At 63.9% G+C, this 17,935-nt stretch carries 14 protein-coding genes; 13 read left to right on the forward strand and 1 reads right to left on the reverse strand.

Going from position 1 to position 17,935, the window contains the following annotated elements; translation table 11 throughout:
* The first annotated feature begins 2 nt into the window (after positions 1 to 2).
* The 5 genes from CIT40_RS10505 to CIT40_RS10525 all read left to right on the forward strand — a co-directional run bounded on the left by CIT40_RS10505 (position 3) and on the right by CIT40_RS10525 (position 5,772).
* Positions 3 to 833 (forward strand): ABC transporter ATP-binding protein, encoded by an 831-nt coding sequence (locus CIT40_RS10505; protein WP_162307842.1) that lies wholly within the window; start codon positions 3 to 5, stop codon positions 831 to 833.
* A 203-nt stretch (positions 834 to 1,036) separates the two neighbouring features.
* Positions 1,037 to 2,434, forward strand: a complete 1,398-nt coding sequence (locus CIT40_RS10510; protein ID WP_094892364.1) for an enolase-like domain-containing protein — start codon at positions 1,037 to 1,039, stop codon at positions 2,432 to 2,434.
* Positions 2,431 to 3,582 carry a Gfo/Idh/MocA family protein gene (locus tag CIT40_RS10515; RefSeq protein ID WP_094892365.1) on the forward strand — a complete coding sequence of 384 codons (1,152 nt, stop codon included), beginning with the start codon at positions 2,431 to 2,433 and terminating at the stop codon, positions 3,580 to 3,582. Before CIT40_RS10510 ends, CIT40_RS10515 begins: the two co-directional genes overlap by 4 nt.
* 136 nt (positions 3,583 to 3,718) lie before the next feature.
* Positions 3,719 to 4,909: a dihydrodipicolinate synthase family protein gene (locus CIT40_RS10520; protein ID WP_094892366.1), complete on the forward strand. Its 1,191-nt coding sequence runs from the start codon at positions 3,719 to 3,721 to the stop codon at positions 4,907 to 4,909.
* The gene (locus CIT40_RS10525; RefSeq protein ID WP_094892367.1) at positions 4,909 to 5,772 is read left to right on the forward strand and encodes a sugar phosphate isomerase/epimerase family protein; all 864 of its coding nucleotides are present in this window, start codon (positions 4,909 to 4,911) and stop codon (positions 5,770 to 5,772) included. The genes CIT40_RS10520 and CIT40_RS10525 overlap by 1 nt, the downstream gene beginning before the upstream one ends.
* A 108-nt stretch (positions 5,773 to 5,880) precedes the next feature.
* On the opposite strand, the gene CIT40_RS10530 is transcribed toward CIT40_RS10525, so the two are convergent.
* Positions 5,881 to 7,101 carry a cytochrome P450 gene (locus tag CIT40_RS10530; protein ID WP_094892368.1) on the reverse strand — a complete coding sequence of 407 codons (1,221 nt, stop codon included), beginning with the start codon at positions 7,099 to 7,101 and terminating at the stop codon, positions 5,881 to 5,883.
* A gap of 120 nt (positions 7,102 to 7,221) precedes the next feature.
* Between CIT40_RS10530 and CIT40_RS10535 the strand changes: the two genes are divergently transcribed.
* The 8 genes from CIT40_RS10535 (at position 7,222) to CIT40_RS10570 (ending at position 17,934) form a co-directional block, all read left to right on the forward strand.
* Complete coding sequence (locus CIT40_RS10535; protein ID WP_094892369.1) at positions 7,222 to 7,764, forward strand: phosphonopyruvate decarboxylase; 543 nt, start codon at positions 7,222 to 7,224, stop codon at positions 7,762 to 7,764.
* Positions 7,761 to 8,351, forward strand: a complete 591-nt coding sequence (locus CIT40_RS10540) for a thiamine pyrophosphate-dependent enzyme (protein WP_094892370.1) — start codon at positions 7,761 to 7,763, stop codon at positions 8,349 to 8,351. Before CIT40_RS10535 ends, CIT40_RS10540 begins: the two co-directional genes overlap by 4 nt.
* 146 nt (positions 8,352 to 8,497) lie before the next feature.
* Entirely contained in the window at positions 8,498 to 9,199 is a 702-nt protein-coding gene (locus CIT40_RS10545; protein WP_094892371.1) for a TetR/AcrR family transcriptional regulator, read from the forward strand.
* Between the two features lies 1 nt (position 9,200).
* Positions 9,201 to 10,394: an efflux RND transporter periplasmic adaptor subunit gene (locus tag CIT40_RS10550; protein ID WP_162307434.1), complete on the forward strand. Its 1,194-nt coding sequence runs from the start codon at positions 9,201 to 9,203 to the stop codon at positions 10,392 to 10,394.
* A 75-nt stretch (positions 10,395 to 10,469) separates the two neighbouring features.
* A complete protein-coding gene (locus CIT40_RS10555; RefSeq protein WP_094892417.1) occupies positions 10,470 to 13,565 on the forward strand; it encodes a MexW/MexI family multidrug efflux RND transporter permease subunit in 3,096 nt (1,031 codons plus the stop codon).
* A 153-nt stretch (positions 13,566 to 13,718) separates the two neighbouring features.
* A complete protein-coding gene (locus CIT40_RS10560) occupies positions 13,719 to 16,301 on the forward strand; it encodes a sensor histidine kinase (RefSeq protein ID WP_094892373.1) in 2,583 nt (860 codons plus the stop codon).
* Positions 16,298 to 16,687: a response regulator gene (locus CIT40_RS10565; RefSeq protein ID WP_018315558.1), complete on the forward strand. Its 390-nt coding sequence runs from the start codon at positions 16,298 to 16,300 to the stop codon at positions 16,685 to 16,687. Before CIT40_RS10560 ends, CIT40_RS10565 begins: the two co-directional genes overlap by 4 nt.
* A complete protein-coding gene (locus CIT40_RS10570) occupies positions 16,684 to 17,934 on the forward strand; it encodes an adenylate/guanylate cyclase domain-containing protein (protein ID WP_094892374.1) in 1,251 nt (416 codons plus the stop codon). The genes CIT40_RS10565 and CIT40_RS10570 overlap by 4 nt, the downstream gene beginning before the upstream one ends.
* Position 17,935: the final 1 nt, after the last annotated feature.

Here is a 17,935-nt window from a genome sequence, read left to right on the forward strand (position 1 = left end):
CCATGAATGAAACCGCGCAGCCGGCCGCGCATCTGAGACTGGTGAGCGACCGGGCTGCCGGCGATACGTCGGGCATCAAGCTGTCGGGGGTGTCGAAGACTTACCGGACGCGGGACGGCGACGTGCCGTCGCTGCGTCCGCTCGACTTCCACATCAATGACGGCGAGTTCTTCGTCGTGGTCGGCCCGAGCGGCTGCGGCAAGTCCACACTGCTCAAGCTGATCTCCGGTCTGCTGCCGCCGACGTCGGGAGAGATCCTGGTCGAGGGCGAGAAGGTGACGAAGCCGCATGGCAATGTCGGCATCGTGTTCCAGAATGCGCTGCTCTTGCCGTGGCGCAACATTCTCGCCAACGTGATGCTGCCGATTGACATGAAGCGGCTGCCGCGGGACGAATATCTTGTCCGTGCCAAGGCGCTGTTGAAGCTGGTCGGGCTCGAGGGCTTCGAGAAGAAGCTGCCCTGGCAGCTCTCCGGCGGCATGCAGCAACGCGCCTCGATCTGCCGCGCGCTGGTGCATGACCCAAAAATCATGCTGATGGACGAGCCGTTCGGCGCGCTCGACGCGCTGACGCGCGAGCGCATGAATGTCGAGCTGATGCGGATTCAGCGCGAGACCAGGAAGACGGTGCTGCTGATCACGCATTCGATTCCGGAAGCCGTGTTCCTCGCCGACCGCGTGCTGGTGATGACCGAGCGGCCCGGTGCGGTCGCCGCCATTTACGACGTGCCGCTGCCGCGCCCGCGCTCGCTGGATGTGATGGCCGACCCGGTATTCACCGAACTCGTGCAGCGCATCCGCAAGCATTTCTTCTCGCAGGGGACACTGGACTAAGGCGATGGGATTGGCCTTGACCGCAACCACGACGACGGTGCGCTCCCTCTCCCGCTTGCGGGGGAGGGTCGGGGAGGGGGTGTCTCGCCTCGCGAGGACCCCCAAGAGGAGAAAGCCCTCACCCGCCGTGCTTCGCGCGGCGACCTCTCCCGCAAGCGGGAGAGGTGACCGTCCCCGCTGCAAGACTTCTGGGACCCATTAGCATGTCTCCCCGCCTGAAGCTGCGAGACATCGCCTTTTTCGAACGTCCCGTGCAGTTTGCTCGGCCGTTCCGCTTTGGCGCCATCACGATCAACGCAACGCCGCAACTGTTCGTGCGGGTCGAAATCGAGGTCGAGGGCAAGGGAAGCGCCGTCGGCGCAGGCGCCGAGCTGCTGGTGCCGAAATGGTTCGACAAACGTCCGGAGCTGTCGCCGGCGCAAACCGTGGACGAGTTGCGCTGTTCGCTTCAGATCGCGCGCCAGCTCTATCTGGCGGAGGCGGGTTTTCGGCCGGCGTTCGGTCTGCATGCCTCGTGCATCAGCGCCCAAATCAGGGCATGTGCGAATGAGAACATTCCGCCACTTGCGGCGGCCTATGGTCCGGCGGAAATCGACAAGGCGATCCTCGACGCGCTGCTGCGTGCAGTCGGCACCAGCTTCTTCGACGGAATGGCCGGCAACATCGCAGGGATCGACGGGCGCATGTCGCTCGATCTGACAGGCGCCGATATCGCGGCATTTCTGAAAGAGTGCACCCCCTTGCCGCGCGTCGCCATCAGGCACACGGTTGGCCTCGACGACCAGATCGAGGGCAAAGGTGGCGTTGCCGACGCAGGCGAAAATGCCGGCGCTCGCTACTTCAAGCTCAAGCTGTCGGGCAATCCGGAAGCAGACGCGGCGCGATTGGCGCTCATCGGCAAGGAGCTCGGCACGCTCGGATTCGACTACAGCGTCTCGCTCGACGCCAATGAACAATATGCCGATCTGGTGGCGCTGCGCGCGTTGGTCGACCGGCTTGATCGCGATGCGACGCTAAGCCCGATCGCGGCTCGGCTCCTCTACATCGAGCAACCTATGCCGCGCGACATCACGTGGGAGACCGCCCTGGGACCGCTTGCGGAGCGGGCTTTCATTATCGACGAGGCCGATGAATCTTATGATGCCTTCCTAAAGATGAGGCCACTCGGCTATCGCGGCATCTCTTCGAAATCCTGCAAGGGACTCTACAAGTCCATCGTCAACGCGACCCGCGCTGCAAAATGGACGACGGGTGCCGAGACCTTCTTCGTCACCGGCGAGGATCTCACCTGCCAGGCCGGCCTCGCCGTTCAGCAGGATCTCGCGCTCGGGGCCCTCATCGGGGTTACCCATGCCGAGCGCAACGGTCATCATTACGTCGACGGCTTTGGCGACACGCCTCTCGCCGAGGCGCGGGCCTTCGCCGCCGCGCATCCCGATCTCTATGCCGATGCCGGGCAGGGCATCCGCCTCTCGATTCACAACGGCGATCTCCGGACTAGATCGCTCAACACAAATGGCTTTGCGACGTCGGTCCATCCGGACTGGTCGGCGCTTCGCCCGCTCGAACAGCCGAAATCACTTCAGGAGTATCCGGCATGACCACCCAACGTCTCGGCCTCATCATGAACGGCGTCACCGGCCGCATGGGGCTCAACCAGCATCTGATCCGCTCGATCGTCGCGATCCGGGAGCAGGGCGGCGTCCGCCTGAAGAACGGCGATCGAATCATGCCCGATCCGATCCTGGTCGGCCGCAGTGCCGAGAAGGTCGAGGCGCTTGCCAAGCGCTTCAACATCACGCGCTGGACCACCGACCTCGATGCGGCGCTGGCCGACAAGAACGACACCATGTTCTTCGACGCCGCGACCACGCAGGCACGGCCGGGTCTTCTCACCCAGGCCATCAATGCCGGCAAGCACGTCTATTGCGAGAAGCCGATCGCGACCAATTTCGAGGAGGCGCTCGAAGTCGTCAAGCTCGCCAATGCCAAAGGCGTCAAGCATGGCACGGTGCAGGACAAGCTGTTCCTGCCAGGCCTGAAGAAGATCGCTTTCCTGCGCGATTCCGGCTTCTTCGGCCGCATCCTCTCGGTGCGCGGCGAGTTCGGCTATTGGGTGTTCGAAGGCGGCTGGCAGGAGGCGCAGCGGCCGTCCTGGAACTACCGCGACGAGGACGGCGGCGGCATCATCCTCGACATGGTCTGCCACTGGCGCTACGTGCTCGACAACCTCTTCGGCAACGTCCAGAGCGTGGTCTGTATCGGCAACACCGACATCCCCGAGCGCTACGACGAGCAGGGAAAGAAATACAAGGCGACTGCCGACGATTCCGCTTACGCCACCTTCCAGCTCGAAGGCGGCGTCATCGCCCACATCAACATGTCCTGGGTCACCCGCGTCTATCGCGACGACCTCGTCACCTTCCAGGTCGACGGCACACATGGCTCGGCGGTCGCGGGTCTCACTGACTGTATGATCCAGGCGCGCCAGGCAACGCCGCGGCCGGTGTGGAATCCCGACGAGAAGCGGCTGCACGATTTCTACGGCGACTGGCAGAAGCTGCCCGACAACGTCAGCTACGACAACGGCTTCAAGGAGCAGTGGGAGATGTTCATCCGTCACGTCTACGAGGATGCGCCCTACAAGTTCACGCTGCTCGAAGGCGTCAAGGGCGTGCAACTCGCCGAATGCGCGCTGAAGAGCTGGAAGGAGCGACGCTGGATCGACGTCGCCCCGATCAAGGCGTGAGAATTCTTGGACAAATGCCGATGTATGTTCAGCTGTCATTGCGAGCGAAGCGAAGCAATCCAGAATCCCTCCGCGTCGACGGTCTGGATTGCTTCGTCGCTTCGCGCCTCGCAATGACGGGGAGAGGTTCGAAGTCATGAATAAGCCCGTCCAACCCATGTCGTCACTGTCGCTCAGGCTGCCGAAGGCCGACCGGTCGGTCGAGACCTATCGGCTCGCGGCGTCGCGAATCTTTCCGGCCAAGCTCGAAGGAGCGCTCAACCGCATCGCGTTCTCCGCCGTGCACACGGTTGTCGATCCCTTCGCCGACAATGATCCCTGGCTTTCCGCGGCCGTCGATTGGGACAAGACCATCGCGTTCCGCGAGCATGTCTGGGACCTCGGTCTCGGTGTTGCCGAAGCCATGGACACCGCGCAGCGCGGTATGGGGCTGGACTGGCCGACCTCGCTGGAGCTGATCACGCGTTCGGTCGGCGCCGCCAAGCGCCGCAACGCGCTGGTGTTCTCCGGCGCAGGGACCGACCATCTCGCGGTCGAGGATGCCAGGAGCCTCGACGACGTGATCCGCGCCTATGAGGAGCAAATCTCGGCGGTGGAGAAGGTCGGCGGTCGTATCATCCTGATGGCGTCGCGCGCCCTTGCCAAGCTCGGTCGCAATGCCGACGACTACGCCAAGGTCTACAATCGCGTGCTGTCGCAGGTCCGCGAGCCCGTGATCATCCATTGGCTCGGCGACATGTTCGATCCCGCCCTGACGGGCTATTGGGGCACCAAGGATCTTGACGAGGCGATGGACATTGCGGTGGCCATCATCAACGGCAATGCCGGCAAGGTCGACGGCGTCAAAGTCTCGCTGCTCGACAAGCAGCGCGAGATCGACATGCGCCGCCGCCTCGACAAGCGCATCAAGATGTACACCGGCGATGACTTCAATTACGCCGAGCTGATCGCCGGCGACAGCGAAGGCTTTTCACACGCGCTGCTCGGCATCTTCGACGCGATCGCGCCGGCGGCATCCTACGCGCTGTCGCGGCTGACGGCCGGCGACGAGGCCGGTTTCCATGACGTGCTGGGGCCGACCGTGCCGCTGTCGCGCCATATCTTCAAGGCGCCGACGCGGTTCTACAAGACCGGCGTGGTCTTCATGGCGTATCTCAACGGCCACCAGGACCATTTCACCATGGTCGGCGGGCAGGAGAGTACGCGCTCCACGCTGCATCTGGCCGAGCTGTTCCGTCTGGCCGACAAGGCCGGCCTGCTCGCCAACCCTGAACTCGCGACGCAGCGGATGAAGACCGTGCTCGCCACCCACGGTATCGAATCCTGATGCGCGATTTCTCCTCCGACCATCGCTGGCTGTCGCTGAACACGGCGACGGTCCGCAAGCAGGGCGATCTCGTTGCGATCATCGATGCCTGCGCGAAGCACGGCATTCGCGCCATCGATCCCTGGCGAGACCAGGTCGCTGCCGTCGGCCTCGACCGTGCCGTGCGCGCGGTGCGCGAGGCCGGCCTCGCATTGTCAGGCTATTGCCGTGGCGGCATGTTCACCTCGGACGCATCGCGCCGGAGTGAAGTGCGCGACGACAACCGTCGCTGTGTCGATGAAGCCAAGGCGCTGGGCGCGCCCTGCATCGTCCTCGTCGTCGGCGGCCTGCCGCAATATTCGCGGCCGGGCAGCGAGGCGTCAAAGGACATCGCGGCGGCGCGCGGGCAGGTCGAGGAGGCGCTCGCCGAGATGCTCGACTATGCGAGACAGGCAAACCTGCCGCTGGCGATCGAGCCGTTACACCCGGCCTATGCGGCCGACCGCGCTTGCGTGAACACGACGAAGCAGGCGCTCGATATCTGCGATCGGCTCGATCCGGCTCGCAGCGGCATGCTCGGCGTCGCGCTCGATGTTTATCACATCTGGTGGGACCCCGAGTTGATGGACCAGATCGCCCGTGCGGGCCGGGATCGTCTGCTCGCGTTCCACGTCTGCGACTGGCTTGTCCCGACCAAGGACATCCTTAACGACCGCGGCATGATGGGCGACGGCGTCATCGACATCAGATCGGTGCGTGCCGCCGTGGAAGCGCAGGGCTTTGCCGGCTATTCCGAGATCGAGATCTTCTCCAACGAATGGTGGGGCAAGCCGATGGACGAGGTGCTGCGCACCTGCATTAGCAGGCACAGGACGGCGGTTTAGGTATTATATAACCGCGCTATGTGCCCATGATGCGCTTCAATTTATTCAGCGTTATCAAGGGTATGGCTACTGTGCATGGGGTTGTTTTCGCAGATTGCAGCACGGCCTTCAGCTGATGGCACACGGCACGCTCAGAAAGCCCCGAAACCGCACCCGTCCGCCGCGCGTCGGCTGGCCGCTCACGGCATAGTTCGGGAAGCGCGCCAGGAAGCGCGAGATCGCAATCGCGCCCTCTAATCGAGCCAACGCCATGCCGGCGCATTGATGCGCGCCGGTGGCGAAGGCGAGATGCCGGTTCGGGGTGCGCGCGATGTCGAAGCGTTCAGGGTCGGCAAATTGCGCGGGATCGCGGTTGGCAGCGCCAATGCACAGTGTCACCGATGTGCCGGCCTCGAGCATGACGCCGCCGAGCTCGACCTGTTCCGTGGTCATGCGGTTGCCGAGCTGGTTCGAGCTCTCGTAGCGCAGCACCTCCTCGACGGCGGTCTTGATCATGTCGGGATTGCCGATCAGGCGCTGCTTCTGGTCGGGATTGCGGTCCAGCGCGACGAGGCCGTTGCCGATCAGGTTGGTGGTGGTCTCGTGGCCGGCATTGAGCAGGAAGATGCAATTGTGCAGCAACTCCTTCTCGGTCAGCCGCTCGCCATTCTCCTCCCCCTGGATCAGTCGCGTCAGCACGTCGCGCTCGGGATTGCCAGGATTGGCACGCCTGCGCGCGACCAGCGTATCGAGATAAGCAAGGAAGTCCTTTACGGCGTTGTTGCCGCGCGTGGCGGCATCAGGCGACACGACGGGTTCGAGCGCGCCGAGGATCGCCAGCGACCAGTCGCGCAGCGGCCCGCGTTCCTCATGAGGCACGTCGAGCAGATTGCCGATCACCTCGATCGGAATGGACGACGCAAAGTCCTCGATCAGCTCGCAACGGCCCTTGGCGGCGATGGCATCAAGCAGCCCGTCGACCAGCTTGACGATATCGCCCTCCATGCCGGCAATCGCCCGCGGCGACAGCGCGCCCATGATCAGGCGGCGGACACGGGTATGCGATGGCGGATCGTTGAAGACGAGGCTCGTGGTGTGATGCTCGTAGAGCGGAGTGTCGCCGTATTTCGGCGCGAACTCGCGCTTCTTGTCCGAGCTGAACGATTTGGTGTTCTTGTAGGTGGTGACGAGATCGTCGTAGCGGGTCAGGAACACGGTGCCGCTGCGCAGGCGCTTGACCGGCTCGTTCTCCCGCAGTGCACGATAGGTCGGGTAGGGGTCGTCGTAGAACTCGGGCGTCAGCTTCTCGAGGTCGAAGCCTGCCGCCAGTGCCTTCGCATCTGCGTTCATCCCGTTATACTCGCCGGTTAAAGCCGTTATGCCGTTTTTGTTGTTCTGGTCGGCGCATGCATGCGTCTACAGTCCTGGCATCTCAAGTCTTGGCACCTTGCTAGCCGACCGGACAGGAAAATGCACGCCCACGCTGATGCCGCCGACACGGCCCCGAACTGGCCGGACGATATCTTCGCGACCCTGCAACGCTTCGACGTCAGGCAGGTGCCTTATGTGCCGGATGCCGGCCATTCGAAACTGATCCAGCGCGTGCTGGCGTCGTCCACCATGCGTGGCATTCCGCTCACCACGGAGGAGGAGGGCGTGGCGCTGCTCGCCGGCGCCTGGGCCGGCGGCCAGCGCGGCGTCCTGCTGATGCAGTCGAGCGGTGTCGGCAATTGCATCAACATGCTGTCGCTGATCCCGATTCTGCGCTTTCCCTTCCTCACGCTGGTGACCATGCGCGGCGAATGGGGCGAGTTCAATCCTTGGCAGGTGCCGATGGGATCGACCACGCAAGGCGTGTTCGAGCTCTCCGGCGTCCAGGTGCTGCGCGCCTCGAACGCGGCCGAGGTGCCGGCCGTGCTGGAAGCGGCTGCATCGCAAGCCTACAATGCGCTCACGCCCACCGCCGTCCTCCTGTCGCAGCGCCTGATCGGCGCCAAGGTTTTCACCAAATGAGCAAGGCCAATCTCCTCGACCGCCGCCAGGTGGTGTCCACGCTGCTGGCGGACCGCAAGGACGTCGTCGCGATCGGCGGCCTCGGTGCCTCCACCAACGACATGTGCGCAGCCGGCGACCACGCCCGCAACTTCTACCTCTGGGGCGGCATGGGGGGGGCTGCGATGATCGGTCTGGGCCTTGCTCTGGCGCAGCCGAAGCTGCCGGTGCTGGTCATCACCGGCGACGGCGAAATGCTGATGGGCCTCGGCAGCCTGGCTACCATCGGCCTGCAGAAGCCGGCGAACCTGTCGATCGCAGTGCTCGACAACGAGGCCTATGGCGAGACCGGCGGCCAGACCAGCCACACCTCGGCCGCCGCCGACCTCGTCGGAGTCGCCAGGGCCTGCGGCATCAAGGACAGCCAGTCGATCTCGACCATGGCCGAGGTCGAGGCCTTCTCTACGGCCGTCCACGACGTCTCGGCCGGGCCGCGCTTTGCCAATATGAAGATCGACAGCGCCAGCCTGGAGCGAATTCTGCCGACCCGAGACGGCACCTACATCCTCAACCGGATCCGCGGCGACCTCGGCTTCCAGCCGATCTAGGACGGGCCCGTCCATTCCCACTGGCGATCAGGTCCTGCACGGACGCCGTGCAGGCAGGGCCAATTTCGACTGAATTTTCAACGCACTCAGGTTGCGATGCAACATAGTGCTTGACTCTGACGTGGGTGAGTGCTTACTCACCGCCCATGAGCTCATTGCGTATGACGAGCGATCTGAGGCGTCAATTGATCCTCGGAGCCGCGAAGCGCTGCTTTTCCCGACACGGCTATACCGGCACCACGACCAAGAGCGTGGCGGCCGCCGCTGCCATTTCCGAGGCGTTGCTGTTCAAGCATTTCCCGTCCAAGGCGGCGCTCTACGCCGAGATCCTAAGCGACGAATGCGAAGCCGACCCGGCGCTCACCGAGCTGCTCGAACGGGAGCCTTCGACCGCCACCCTGGTTGAAGTCATCCGCGGCATGGTCGGGCATTTCCTCCACATCGCCGATGGGCCCGATCAGGAAGAGGCCCAGCGCCTGCGACTGATGACCACCAGCCATTTGGATGACGGCGAGTTCGCCCGTTTGCTATATGCCAAGATCGAGACGCTGATCGGGGCGGTCTTCCTCGCCTCGCTCGAGCGAGCTGTTGCGGCGGGGGACGCGCGGCCATTCAGCGGCGACCCGCTCAACCTGTTCTGGTTTGCGCATCACACGGTGATGACTGCGGCGCTGACCAGGCTGCCGGCCGCGCCTTGCCTCGCTTACGGCAAGGCTGAAGACCTCGAGCGGCAGCTGTGTGAGTTTCTCCTGAGGGGTATCGGACTTAACGACGCCGCAATTGCTTCGCATCTAGGCCACAATCAGGCTGCGGATGCCGGCAAGACGGCGATTGCAGAGAGTGCATGACATGAACATCGTAACCGAACACAAGATTTCGGGCGAACCGATCGACACCAAGGCTCCCAAGCGTCCGGTCCGGCCGGTGCTCTGGTTCATCATCGTCGGCACGCTCCTGGCGGTGCTCGTCGGTGGCCTCGTCTGGTTCAATTATTTCCGCGGCCAGATGATCAAGCAGTTCTTCGCCAACAACAAGCCGCCGCCGACTGCCGTCAGTGCGGCCGAGGCCAAGTCCGAGGTGGTGCCGAACCTGCTCACCGCGGTCGGCGGCCTCGTTGCCGTGCATCAGGTCGACGTCAGCGCCGACGTCAACGGCCGCGTCACCGAGATCAAGTTCGAGCCGGGCACGCGTGTCGAGGCCGGCACGCCGCTGGTGCAAATGTTCGACGCTCCGGAGCAGGGCGATCTTGCCAATTACAAGGCCCAGGCGACCGTTGCGCAGCTGTCGCTCGATCGCGCCAAGCAGTTGGCCTCGCGCCAGTTCGGTCCGCAGGCAACCGTCGATACCGCGCAGGCCGCCTACGACCAGGCGCAGGCCGGCATCGCCAAGACCGAGGCGCTGATCTCGCAGAAGCTGGTGCGCGCGCCGTTCTCCGGCGATCTCGGCGTCCGCAAGGTCGAGGTCGGCCAATATCTGACGGCAGGCACAGCGATCGTGTCGTTGACCGATCTGTCGGAGCTGTGGGCCAACTTCACGGTGACGGAAAAGGATTCCGGCAACCTCAAGGTCGGCCAGACGGTCCGGCTCAAGGTCGACGCCTATCCGGGCCGCGTCTTCGAAGGCAAGATCACCACGATCGAGCCGCAGATCTCGGCCGACACCCGCAACATCCGCGTGCAGGCGACGATCGCCAATCCGGAGAAGATCCTGAAGCCGGGCATGTTCGTCACCACCACGGTGGTGCTGCCGGACAAGCCGGCCGTGATCACCGTTCCGGAGACCGCGGTCGACTACACGCTGTACGGCGACTCGGTGTTCGTGATCACCGAGAAGAAGGAAGCCGACGGCAAGACCAGCCTGTCCGCGGTGCGCACCTTCGTGCAGACCGGCAACCGGGTCGACGGTCGCGTCGAAATCATCAAGGGCATCAAGCCGGGTGACAAGGTCGTCGCCGTCGGCCAGCTCAAGCTGCAATCGGGTGCGGCGGTGTCGATTTCGACCGACCCTGCGCCGCAGATCCCGGCGCAGCCGCCGCGCTACTGACACCGCACATGACGCAGCATGGTCCGGCACGGCCGGATCATGCGCTTGCAAGTCAACGAACCCGAGAAAGCCGCGATGCGCTTTACTGATATTTTCATCAAACGCCCGGTCCTGTCGGTCGTTGTCAGCCTGCTGATCCTGCTGATCGGCCTGCGCGCGGCGATGGTGCTGCCGATCCGGCAATATCCCAAGCTGTCGAACACGGTCATCAACATCACGACCGTCTATCCCGGCGCGTCCGCGGACCTGATCCAGGGCTTCATCACCACGCCGATCGAGCAGGCGGTCGCCTCGGCCGAAGGCGTCGATTACATGACCTCGTCTTCGGTGCTCGGCACCTCGACGATCCAGGTCTACATCAAGCTGAACTTCGATCCGAACCAGGCGCTCACCGAGGTGCTGGCCAAGACGAACTCGGTCAAATACCTGATCCCGAAGGAATCCAACGACCCGATCGTCACCAAGACGACGGGCCAGACCACGGCGGTGATGTATCTCGGCTTCTCCTCCGAGGAGCTGTCGGGCTCGGCGATCTCCGATTATCTGACCCGCGTGGTGCAGCCGGTGCTGTCAACCGTCGACGGCGTCGCGTCGGCCGACATTCTGGGCGGCCAGACCTTTGCGATGCGGCTGTGGCTCGATCCCATGAAGATGGCCGGCCGCAACGTCTCATCGGCGGACGTCGCCGCGGCGATCCAGGCCAACAACTTCCAGTCGGCGGCGGGCCAGACCAAGGGCTATCTGATCGTTTCGAACATTTCGACGAACACCAGCCTGACCGACGTCAATCAGTTCAGGAAGATGATCGTCAAGGCCAAGGACGGCGGCTTCGTGCGGATGGAGGACATCGCCACCGTCGAGCTTGCCGCGCAGAGCACGGACGCGAGCGTCGCTTTCAACGGCGAGCACGCGATCTTCATCGGGGTGAACGCGACGCCGCAAGGCAACCCGCTGACGCTGGTCAAGGGCGTGCGCGGGCTGTTCCCGGAACTGGAGCGCAACCTGCCGCCGTCGATGAAGATGAAGGTCGCCTACGATTCGACCAAGTTCATCCAATCCTCGATCGACGAGGTCGAGAAGACGCTGGGCGAAGCCATCATCATCGTCATCGTCGTCATCTTCCTGTTCCTGGCCTCGTTCCGCTCCGTCATCATTCCGGTCGTCACGATTCCGCTGTCGATGATCGGCGTCTGCACCTTGATGCTGGCGCTGGGCTTCAGCTTCAACCTCCTGACGCTGCTCGCAATGGTGCTCGCGATCGGCCTCGTGGTCGACGATGCCATCGTCGTGGTGGAGAACATCCATCGCCATCTGGAAGAAGGGAAGACGCCGGTTCAAGCCTCGCTCGAGGGCGCGCGTGAGATTGTCGGGCCCGTCGTCTCGATGACGATCACGCTCGCTGCGGTGTACGCGCCGATCGGATTCCTCGGCGGCCTGACCGGCTCGTTGTTCCGCGAATTCGCCTTCACTCTGGCGGGCTCGGTCATCGTGTCGGGCGTGATCGCGCTGACATTGTCGCCGATGATGTGCTCGGTGCTGCTGAAGAACACCGAAGAGGGCCGCTTCGCCAAGGGCGTCAACAAGGTGTTCGGTGCGCTGACGCGTTGGTATGGCCGCAGGCTCGATCGCTCGCTCGACTACAAGGCGATCACAGGCCTGTTCGCGATCACCATCCTGGGCCTCGTCGGCTTCCTCTACATGCACACCTCGAAGGAGCTGGCGCCCGAAGAAGACCAGGGCATCGTGTTCGCGGTCACCAAGGCGCCGAAATACGCGAATATCGATTACGTCGACTTTTACGGCGAGAAGCTCGACAAGGAATTCGCGAAATTCCCCGAAACCGATCTTCGCTTCGTACTCAACGGCATCAACGGCCCGCAGGGCGGCATCGCCGGAATGCTGCTCAAGCCCTGGGACGAGCGTAAACGTTCGTCGATTGCGCTGAAGCCGCTGGTGCAGGCCGAACTCTCCAAGATCGAAGGCGTGCAGGCGTTCGCGTTCAACCTTCCGCCGTTGCCGGGTGGGCCGGGCGGCCTGCCGGTGCAGATGGTGATCAACTCGACCGCCGGTTTCCAGACGGTTTTCGAGCAGATGGAAAAGCTGAAGGACGCCGCGCGCAAGAGCGGCATGTTCATCGTTTCGGACAGCGACCTCGCCTACAACCAGCCGAACGTGGAAGTCACCATCGACCGCACCAAGGCGCAGGATCTCGGCGTCAACATGCAGAACCTCGGCAGCACGTTGGCGGTGCTGCTCGGCGGCAACTACATCAACCGCTTCAATCTGGAAGGCCGTTCCTACCAGGTGATCCCGCAAGTGCCTCGCAGCAGCCGGCTGTCGCCGGAATCGCTCGGTGGCTATTACGTGACGAGCAACACGGGCCAGCAGATCCCACTCTCGACCCTCGTCTCGGTCAGGACCAAGACCGCTCCGAATTCGCTCACTCACTACAACCAGCTCAATTCGGCGACGTTCTCGGCCGTGCCGATGCCCGGCGTGACCGTCGGTGCAGCGGTTGACTTCCTCGAAGGCGAGGCCAAGAAGCTGCCGGCCGGTTTCAGCCACGACTATCTCGCGGACAGCAGGCAGTACGTGCAGGAAGGCAACCAGCTCGCGATCACCTTCGGTTTCGCGCTGATCATCATCTTCCTTGTGCTCGCCGCGCAATTCGAGAGCTTGCGCGACCCACTGGTGATCATGATCTCGGTTCCGATGGCGATCGTCGGTGCGCTGATCCCGCTGTTCTTCGGCGTGGCGACCATGAACATCTACACTCAGGTCGGTCTGCTCACCCTGGTCGGCCTGATCACCAAGCACGGCATCCTGATGGTGGAATTCGCCAACGAACTCCAGATCAACGAGCGGCTCGACCGTCGTTCCGCCATCGAAATGTCGGCCCGCATCCGCCTGCGACCGATCCTGATGACGACGGCAGCGATGGTGACCGGCCTGATCCCGCTCCTGACCGCGACCGGCGCGGGCGCAGCCAGCCGCTTCTCGATCGGCCTGGTCGTCGTCGCCGGCATGTCGATCGGAACGCTGTTCACGCTGTTCGTGCTGCCTGCGGTCTACGTGGTGCTTGCGACCGACCATCGCGCGGCCGCAGATTCCGAACGGAACAAGCAGGTCAACGAGCTCGACCTCGGCTCCAAGGCCCTGCGGCCGACCTGAAGCCGCTAGCGAACAAGCGAACCAGAGGGCGGCAGCGGGCGGATCCGCTGCCGCCCTTTTTCGTTGTGCCCGGCCGCCTGCGCCGCGCCACTGGCCGGTCTTATCCCGCGCTTGCGAAAGACAAGGCCGCGTCTTCTTGCTAGATTCCCGGCAATGAGCCTTTCCCTCCATCCCGACACCCCGCAAGCCAGGACGCTGCCGAGCCCGGCCTCGGATGGCGTCGCTGTCGGCGGGGGTACGGGGCGGGGAATCAGGACCCGGCTGTTCACCAAATATGTCGCGCTGTTCGTGGCCGTCGTTGCCATCGCGCTGCTGGCCAACGGCTTGTTCGAGGTGTTCTTCTATTATCGCGAGCACAAGGCTTCGCTGATCCGGGTCCAGCATGAGCAGGCCGAGGCGGCCGCGGCCAAGATCGGCCAGTTCGTCAAGGAGATCGAGAGCCAGCTCGGCTGGACCACGCAGCTGCCGTGGTCGGCGGGCTCGATCGAGCAGCGCCGCTTCGACGCGCTGCGGCTGCTGCGCCAGGTGCCTGCCATCACCGAGCTTGCCCAGGTGGATTCGACCGGCAAGGAGCGGTTGCGGGTCTCGCGGTTGGCGATGGACTCTCTCGAGAGCGGGGTCGACCTGTCCAATGATCCCAAGTTCACCGAAGCAGTCGCGCACAAGGTCTATTACGGCCCGGTCTATTTCCGCCGGGAGTCCGAGCCCTACATGACGTTGGCGCTGGCCGGCGCGCGCAAGGACGCCGGCGTCAGCATCGCCGAGGTCAATCTCAAGCTGATCTGGGACGTGGTCTCACAGATCAAGGTCGGCCAGCACGGGCATGCCTATGTGGTCGGCCCGGAAGGACGCCTGATCGCGCATCCCGACATCAGCCTCGTGTTGCGCAACACCGACATGTCCGGGCTCGCGCAGGTGCGCGCCGCACAGGCTGCCGGCGGCACCATGCCGGACGCGCTCGAGGAAGCGCGCAACATCCAGGGTGAGAAGGTCCTGACCGCCTCGGCGCCGATCGCGCCGCTGCACTGGACGATGTTCGTCGAGCTGCCGGTCGAGGAGGCCTATGCATCGCTTTATGCCTCGCTGCAGCGGCTCGCGATCGTGCTGCTCGCAGCATCCATCTTCGCGGTGCTCGCCGGGATATTCTTGGCGCGCCGCATGGTAGGGCCGATCCAGGCGCTGCGCAGCGGCGCCGAAAGGATCGGCGGCGGCGACTTCTCCCAGCGGATCTCGATCCGGACCGGCGACGAGCTCGAAGGGCTCGCCGACCAATTCAACGACATGGGCGCGCGCTTGCAGGAGTCCTATGCGGACCTCGAGCACAAGGTGGAACGGCGGACAGCGGAATTGAGCGAGTCCCTGCAGCAGCAGACGGCGACGGCCGATGTGCTGAAGGTCATCAGCCGTTCGGCATTCGACCTGCAAACCGTGCTGAACACGCTTGTCGGATCGGCGGCCCGCTTGTGCGACGCCGACGAAGGGACGATCTTTCGGCCTCGCGATGGCGTCTTCTATCTGGCGGCAAGCTGCGGGCTCGATGCGGAGCAGGAAAACAAGCTTCGTACGTTCGCTTCCGTACCCGAACGCGGAAGTGTGGTCGGGCGCACGCTGCTTGACGCCAGGACCGTTCATGTCCCGGACGTGCAGGCCGACCCGGAATTCGCACCCTCGTCCGCGCGAAGGCGATCCAACGTGCGTACGATGCTCGGTGTGCCCCTGCTTCGAGAAGGATCGCCGATAGGCGTGTTCGTCCTGACGCGACATATGGTGCGCCCCTTCAGCGCAAAGCAAATCGAGCTGGCCACAACGTTTGCAGACCAAGCCCTTATCGCGATCGAGAATGTCCGGCTGTTCGAAGAGGTCCAGGAACGCACGACAGCGCTGTCGCGATCCCTCGACGACCTGCGTGCCGCCCAGGACCGACTGGTGCAGACCGAAAAACTCGCTTCCCTCGGCCAGCTCACCGCCGGCATCGCCCACGAGATCAAGAACCCGCTCAACTTCGTCAACAATTTCTCCGCTCTCTCGACCGAGCTGATCGACGAGCTCAACGAGATCCTCGAAGCGGCGAGCCTCGACGGTAAGACCAAGCAAGAAGTCGACGAGCTCACCCACATGCTCAAGGGCAACCTCGAGAAAGTGGTGCAGCACGGCAAGCGCGCCGATTCCATCGTCAGGAACATGCTGTTGCATTCGCGCGCGGGCTCCGGCGAGCATCGGACCGTCGACATCAATGCGATCGTGGAGGAAAGCCTCAATCTGGCCTATCACGGCGCGCGCGCTGAACGGCCGTCGTTCAACGTCACGCTCGAGCGCGCGCTCGATCCTGCCGCCGGCATGATCGATATCTATCCGCAGGAAATCACGCGCGTCTTGCTCAACCTGATCTCGAACGGTTTCTATGCTGCCGCCAAGCGCAAGGAGAGCGCCGGCGAGGCCTTCGAGCCCACCTTGAACGCGGCGACAAGGAACCTCGGCGACAGGGTCGAGATCCGGATCCGCGACAATGGCACGGGAATTCCGGCCGAGGTGAAGGAGAAGATGTTCAATCCCTTCTTCACCACCAAGCCGGCCGGCGAGGGCACCGGGCTCGGCCTGTCCATGAGCCACGATATCGTCGTGAAGCAGCACGGCGGCACCATCGACGTGGACACCACACAAGGTGTATTCACCGAATTCATCATCACCCTGCCGCGCGTGATGGCGGTGGGCGGCACTTCCGGAGGCAAGTCGTGAACGTTTACATCCTGGTCGTCGACGACGAGCCCGACGTCGAGGCGCTGTTCCGGCAGCAATTCCGGCGCGAGCTGCGCGCCGGCCGCTTCCAGATGGAGTTCGCCTCCTCCGCGCCTGATGCACTCAAGCGGGCGGCCGAGGTTCGCGATCCCTCGTTGATCCTGATCCTGTCCGACATCAACATGCCCGGCATGAGCGGGCTCGACATGCTGCCGAAAGTGCGTGCCGCACACCCGGACGTTCCCGTCATCATGATCACGGCCTATGGCGACGCCGAGACGCGGCGAAAGGCGATCGAGCGCGGCGCCGTCGGGCTCCTGACCAAGCCGATCGACTTCGCGTTGCTGCGGCAGGAGATCGACACGAGGCTCGAGCAAGCCGCATGAGCGCGACCATCCTCTTCGTCGACGACGAGCCGGATCTCGAGGCGCTGGTCCTGCAGAAGTTTCGCAGGCAGATCCGCGACGGACAAGTCACCATCATATTCGCCCGCGACGGTCTCGAGGCGCTGGCCTCGCTCGAGCAGAATCCGCAAGTCGACATGGTCGTCTCCGATATCAACATGCCCAGGATGGATGGCCTGTCGCTGCTCGCGAAACTCCAGGAGGCCGAGGAGAAGAAGTCGACCATCATCGTCTCGGCCTATGGCGACATGAGCAACATCCGCACCGCCATGAACCGCGGCGCGTTCGACTTCCTGACCAAGCCGATCGACTTCGCCGATCTGGAAGCCACGATCGAGAAGACCATCCGCCATATCGAGATGCTGCGCGAGGTGCGGCGCCGGCAGGCGGAAGCCGAGCGCGCGCACGCCGCGCTATCGCGTCATTTCTCGCCCGAGCTTGCCAGGCGTCTGGCGGCCAGCGGTGACGGCGAGGGAATCGAAGTTCAATGGCGCGATGTCGCCACCATCTTCACCGATATTACGGGCTTCACTTCCTTGGTCGAAACCGCCTCGCCCGAGACGTTGGGCAAGCTGCTCAACGAGTATGTCGGCGGCATGACCGAAATCGTGTTCGTACATGAGGGCACCGTCGCGAAGATCATCGGCGATGCGATCCAGGTGCTGTTCAACGCGCCCGGCGATCAGCCGGATTATGCCACACGCGCGGTCGCCTGCGCCCATGAGCTCGACGCCTGGGCGCAGGACTTTCGCGCGCGCCAGAGCGCCATGGGCGTGAGCTTCGGTGCCACCCGCATCGGCATTCACGCCGGTTCCGCACTGGTCGGAAATTTCGGCGGCAATCGCTTCTTCGACTACACCGCGTATGGGGATTCCATCAACATCGCGGCGCGGCTGGAGGCCGCCAACAAGCAACTGGGCACCCGCATCTGCGTCAGCGCCAGCATCGCCGAGGCGGCCGAGAATTTTCAAGGCCGCCCCGTGGGCGAGCTGATGCTGCGCGGACGCAGCGAGCCGTTGCGCGCCTTCGAGCCGCTGCCAGCGGGCAAGTTCGCAGCGCCGGAAACGGCGCTGTATTCGGAGGCTTTCGCCAAGATGGCGGCCGGCGATGCCGCGGCCATGCCGGCCTTTGCCGCACTGGTCGGCATGCATGCCGAGGATTCCCTGGCCGGCTTTCACCTGAAGCGCCTGCTCAACGGCGCCAAAGGCATTCGTATGCAACTGGAATAGG

This window comes from Bradyrhizobium amphicarpaeae (assembly GCF_002266435.3).
Lineage (GTDB): Bacteria > Pseudomonadota > Alphaproteobacteria > Rhizobiales > Xanthobacteraceae > Bradyrhizobium > Bradyrhizobium amphicarpaeae.

Coding starts and splice junctions, on each gene's coding strand:
- CIT40_RS10530 (WP_094892368.1), bottom strand. CDS start 7,101: ATGAACGCAGATGCGAAGGCACTGGCGGCAGGCTTCGACCTCGAGAAG.
- CIT40_RS10545 (WP_094892371.1), top strand. CDS start 8,498: ATGAGCTCATTGCGTATGACGAGCGATCTGAGGCGTCAATTGATCCTC.
- CIT40_RS10570 (WP_094892374.1), top strand. CDS start 16,684: ATGAGCGCGACCATCCTCTTCGTCGACGACGAGCCGGATCTCGAGGCG.
- CIT40_RS10540 (WP_094892370.1), top strand. CDS start 7,761: ATGAGCAAGGCCAATCTCCTCGACCGCCGCCAGGTGGTGTCCACGCTG.
- CIT40_RS10555 (WP_094892417.1), top strand. CDS start 10,470: ATGCGCTTTACTGATATTTTCATCAAACGCCCGGTCCTGTCGGTCGTT.
- CIT40_RS10560 (WP_094892373.1), top strand. CDS start 13,719: ATGAGCCTTTCCCTCCATCCCGACACCCCGCAAGCCAGGACGCTGCCG.
- CIT40_RS10535 (WP_094892369.1), top strand. CDS start 7,222: ATGCACGCCCACGCTGATGCCGCCGACACGGCCCCGAACTGGCCGGAC.
- CIT40_RS10505 (WP_162307842.1), top strand. CDS start 3: ATGAATGAAACCGCGCAGCCGGCCGCGCATCTGAGACTGGTGAGCGAC.
- CIT40_RS10515 (WP_094892365.1), top strand. CDS start 2,431: ATGACCACCCAACGTCTCGGCCTCATCATGAACGGCGTCACCGGCCGC.
- CIT40_RS10550 (WP_162307434.1), top strand. CDS start 9,201: ATGAACATCGTAACCGAACACAAGATTTCGGGCGAACCGATCGACACC.
- CIT40_RS10525 (WP_094892367.1), top strand. CDS start 4,909: ATGCGCGATTTCTCCTCCGACCATCGCTGGCTGTCGCTGAACACGGCG.
- CIT40_RS10520 (WP_094892366.1), top strand. CDS start 3,719: ATGAATAAGCCCGTCCAACCCATGTCGTCACTGTCGCTCAGGCTGCCG.
- CIT40_RS10510 (WP_094892364.1), top strand. CDS start 1,037: ATGTCTCCCCGCCTGAAGCTGCGAGACATCGCCTTTTTCGAACGTCCC.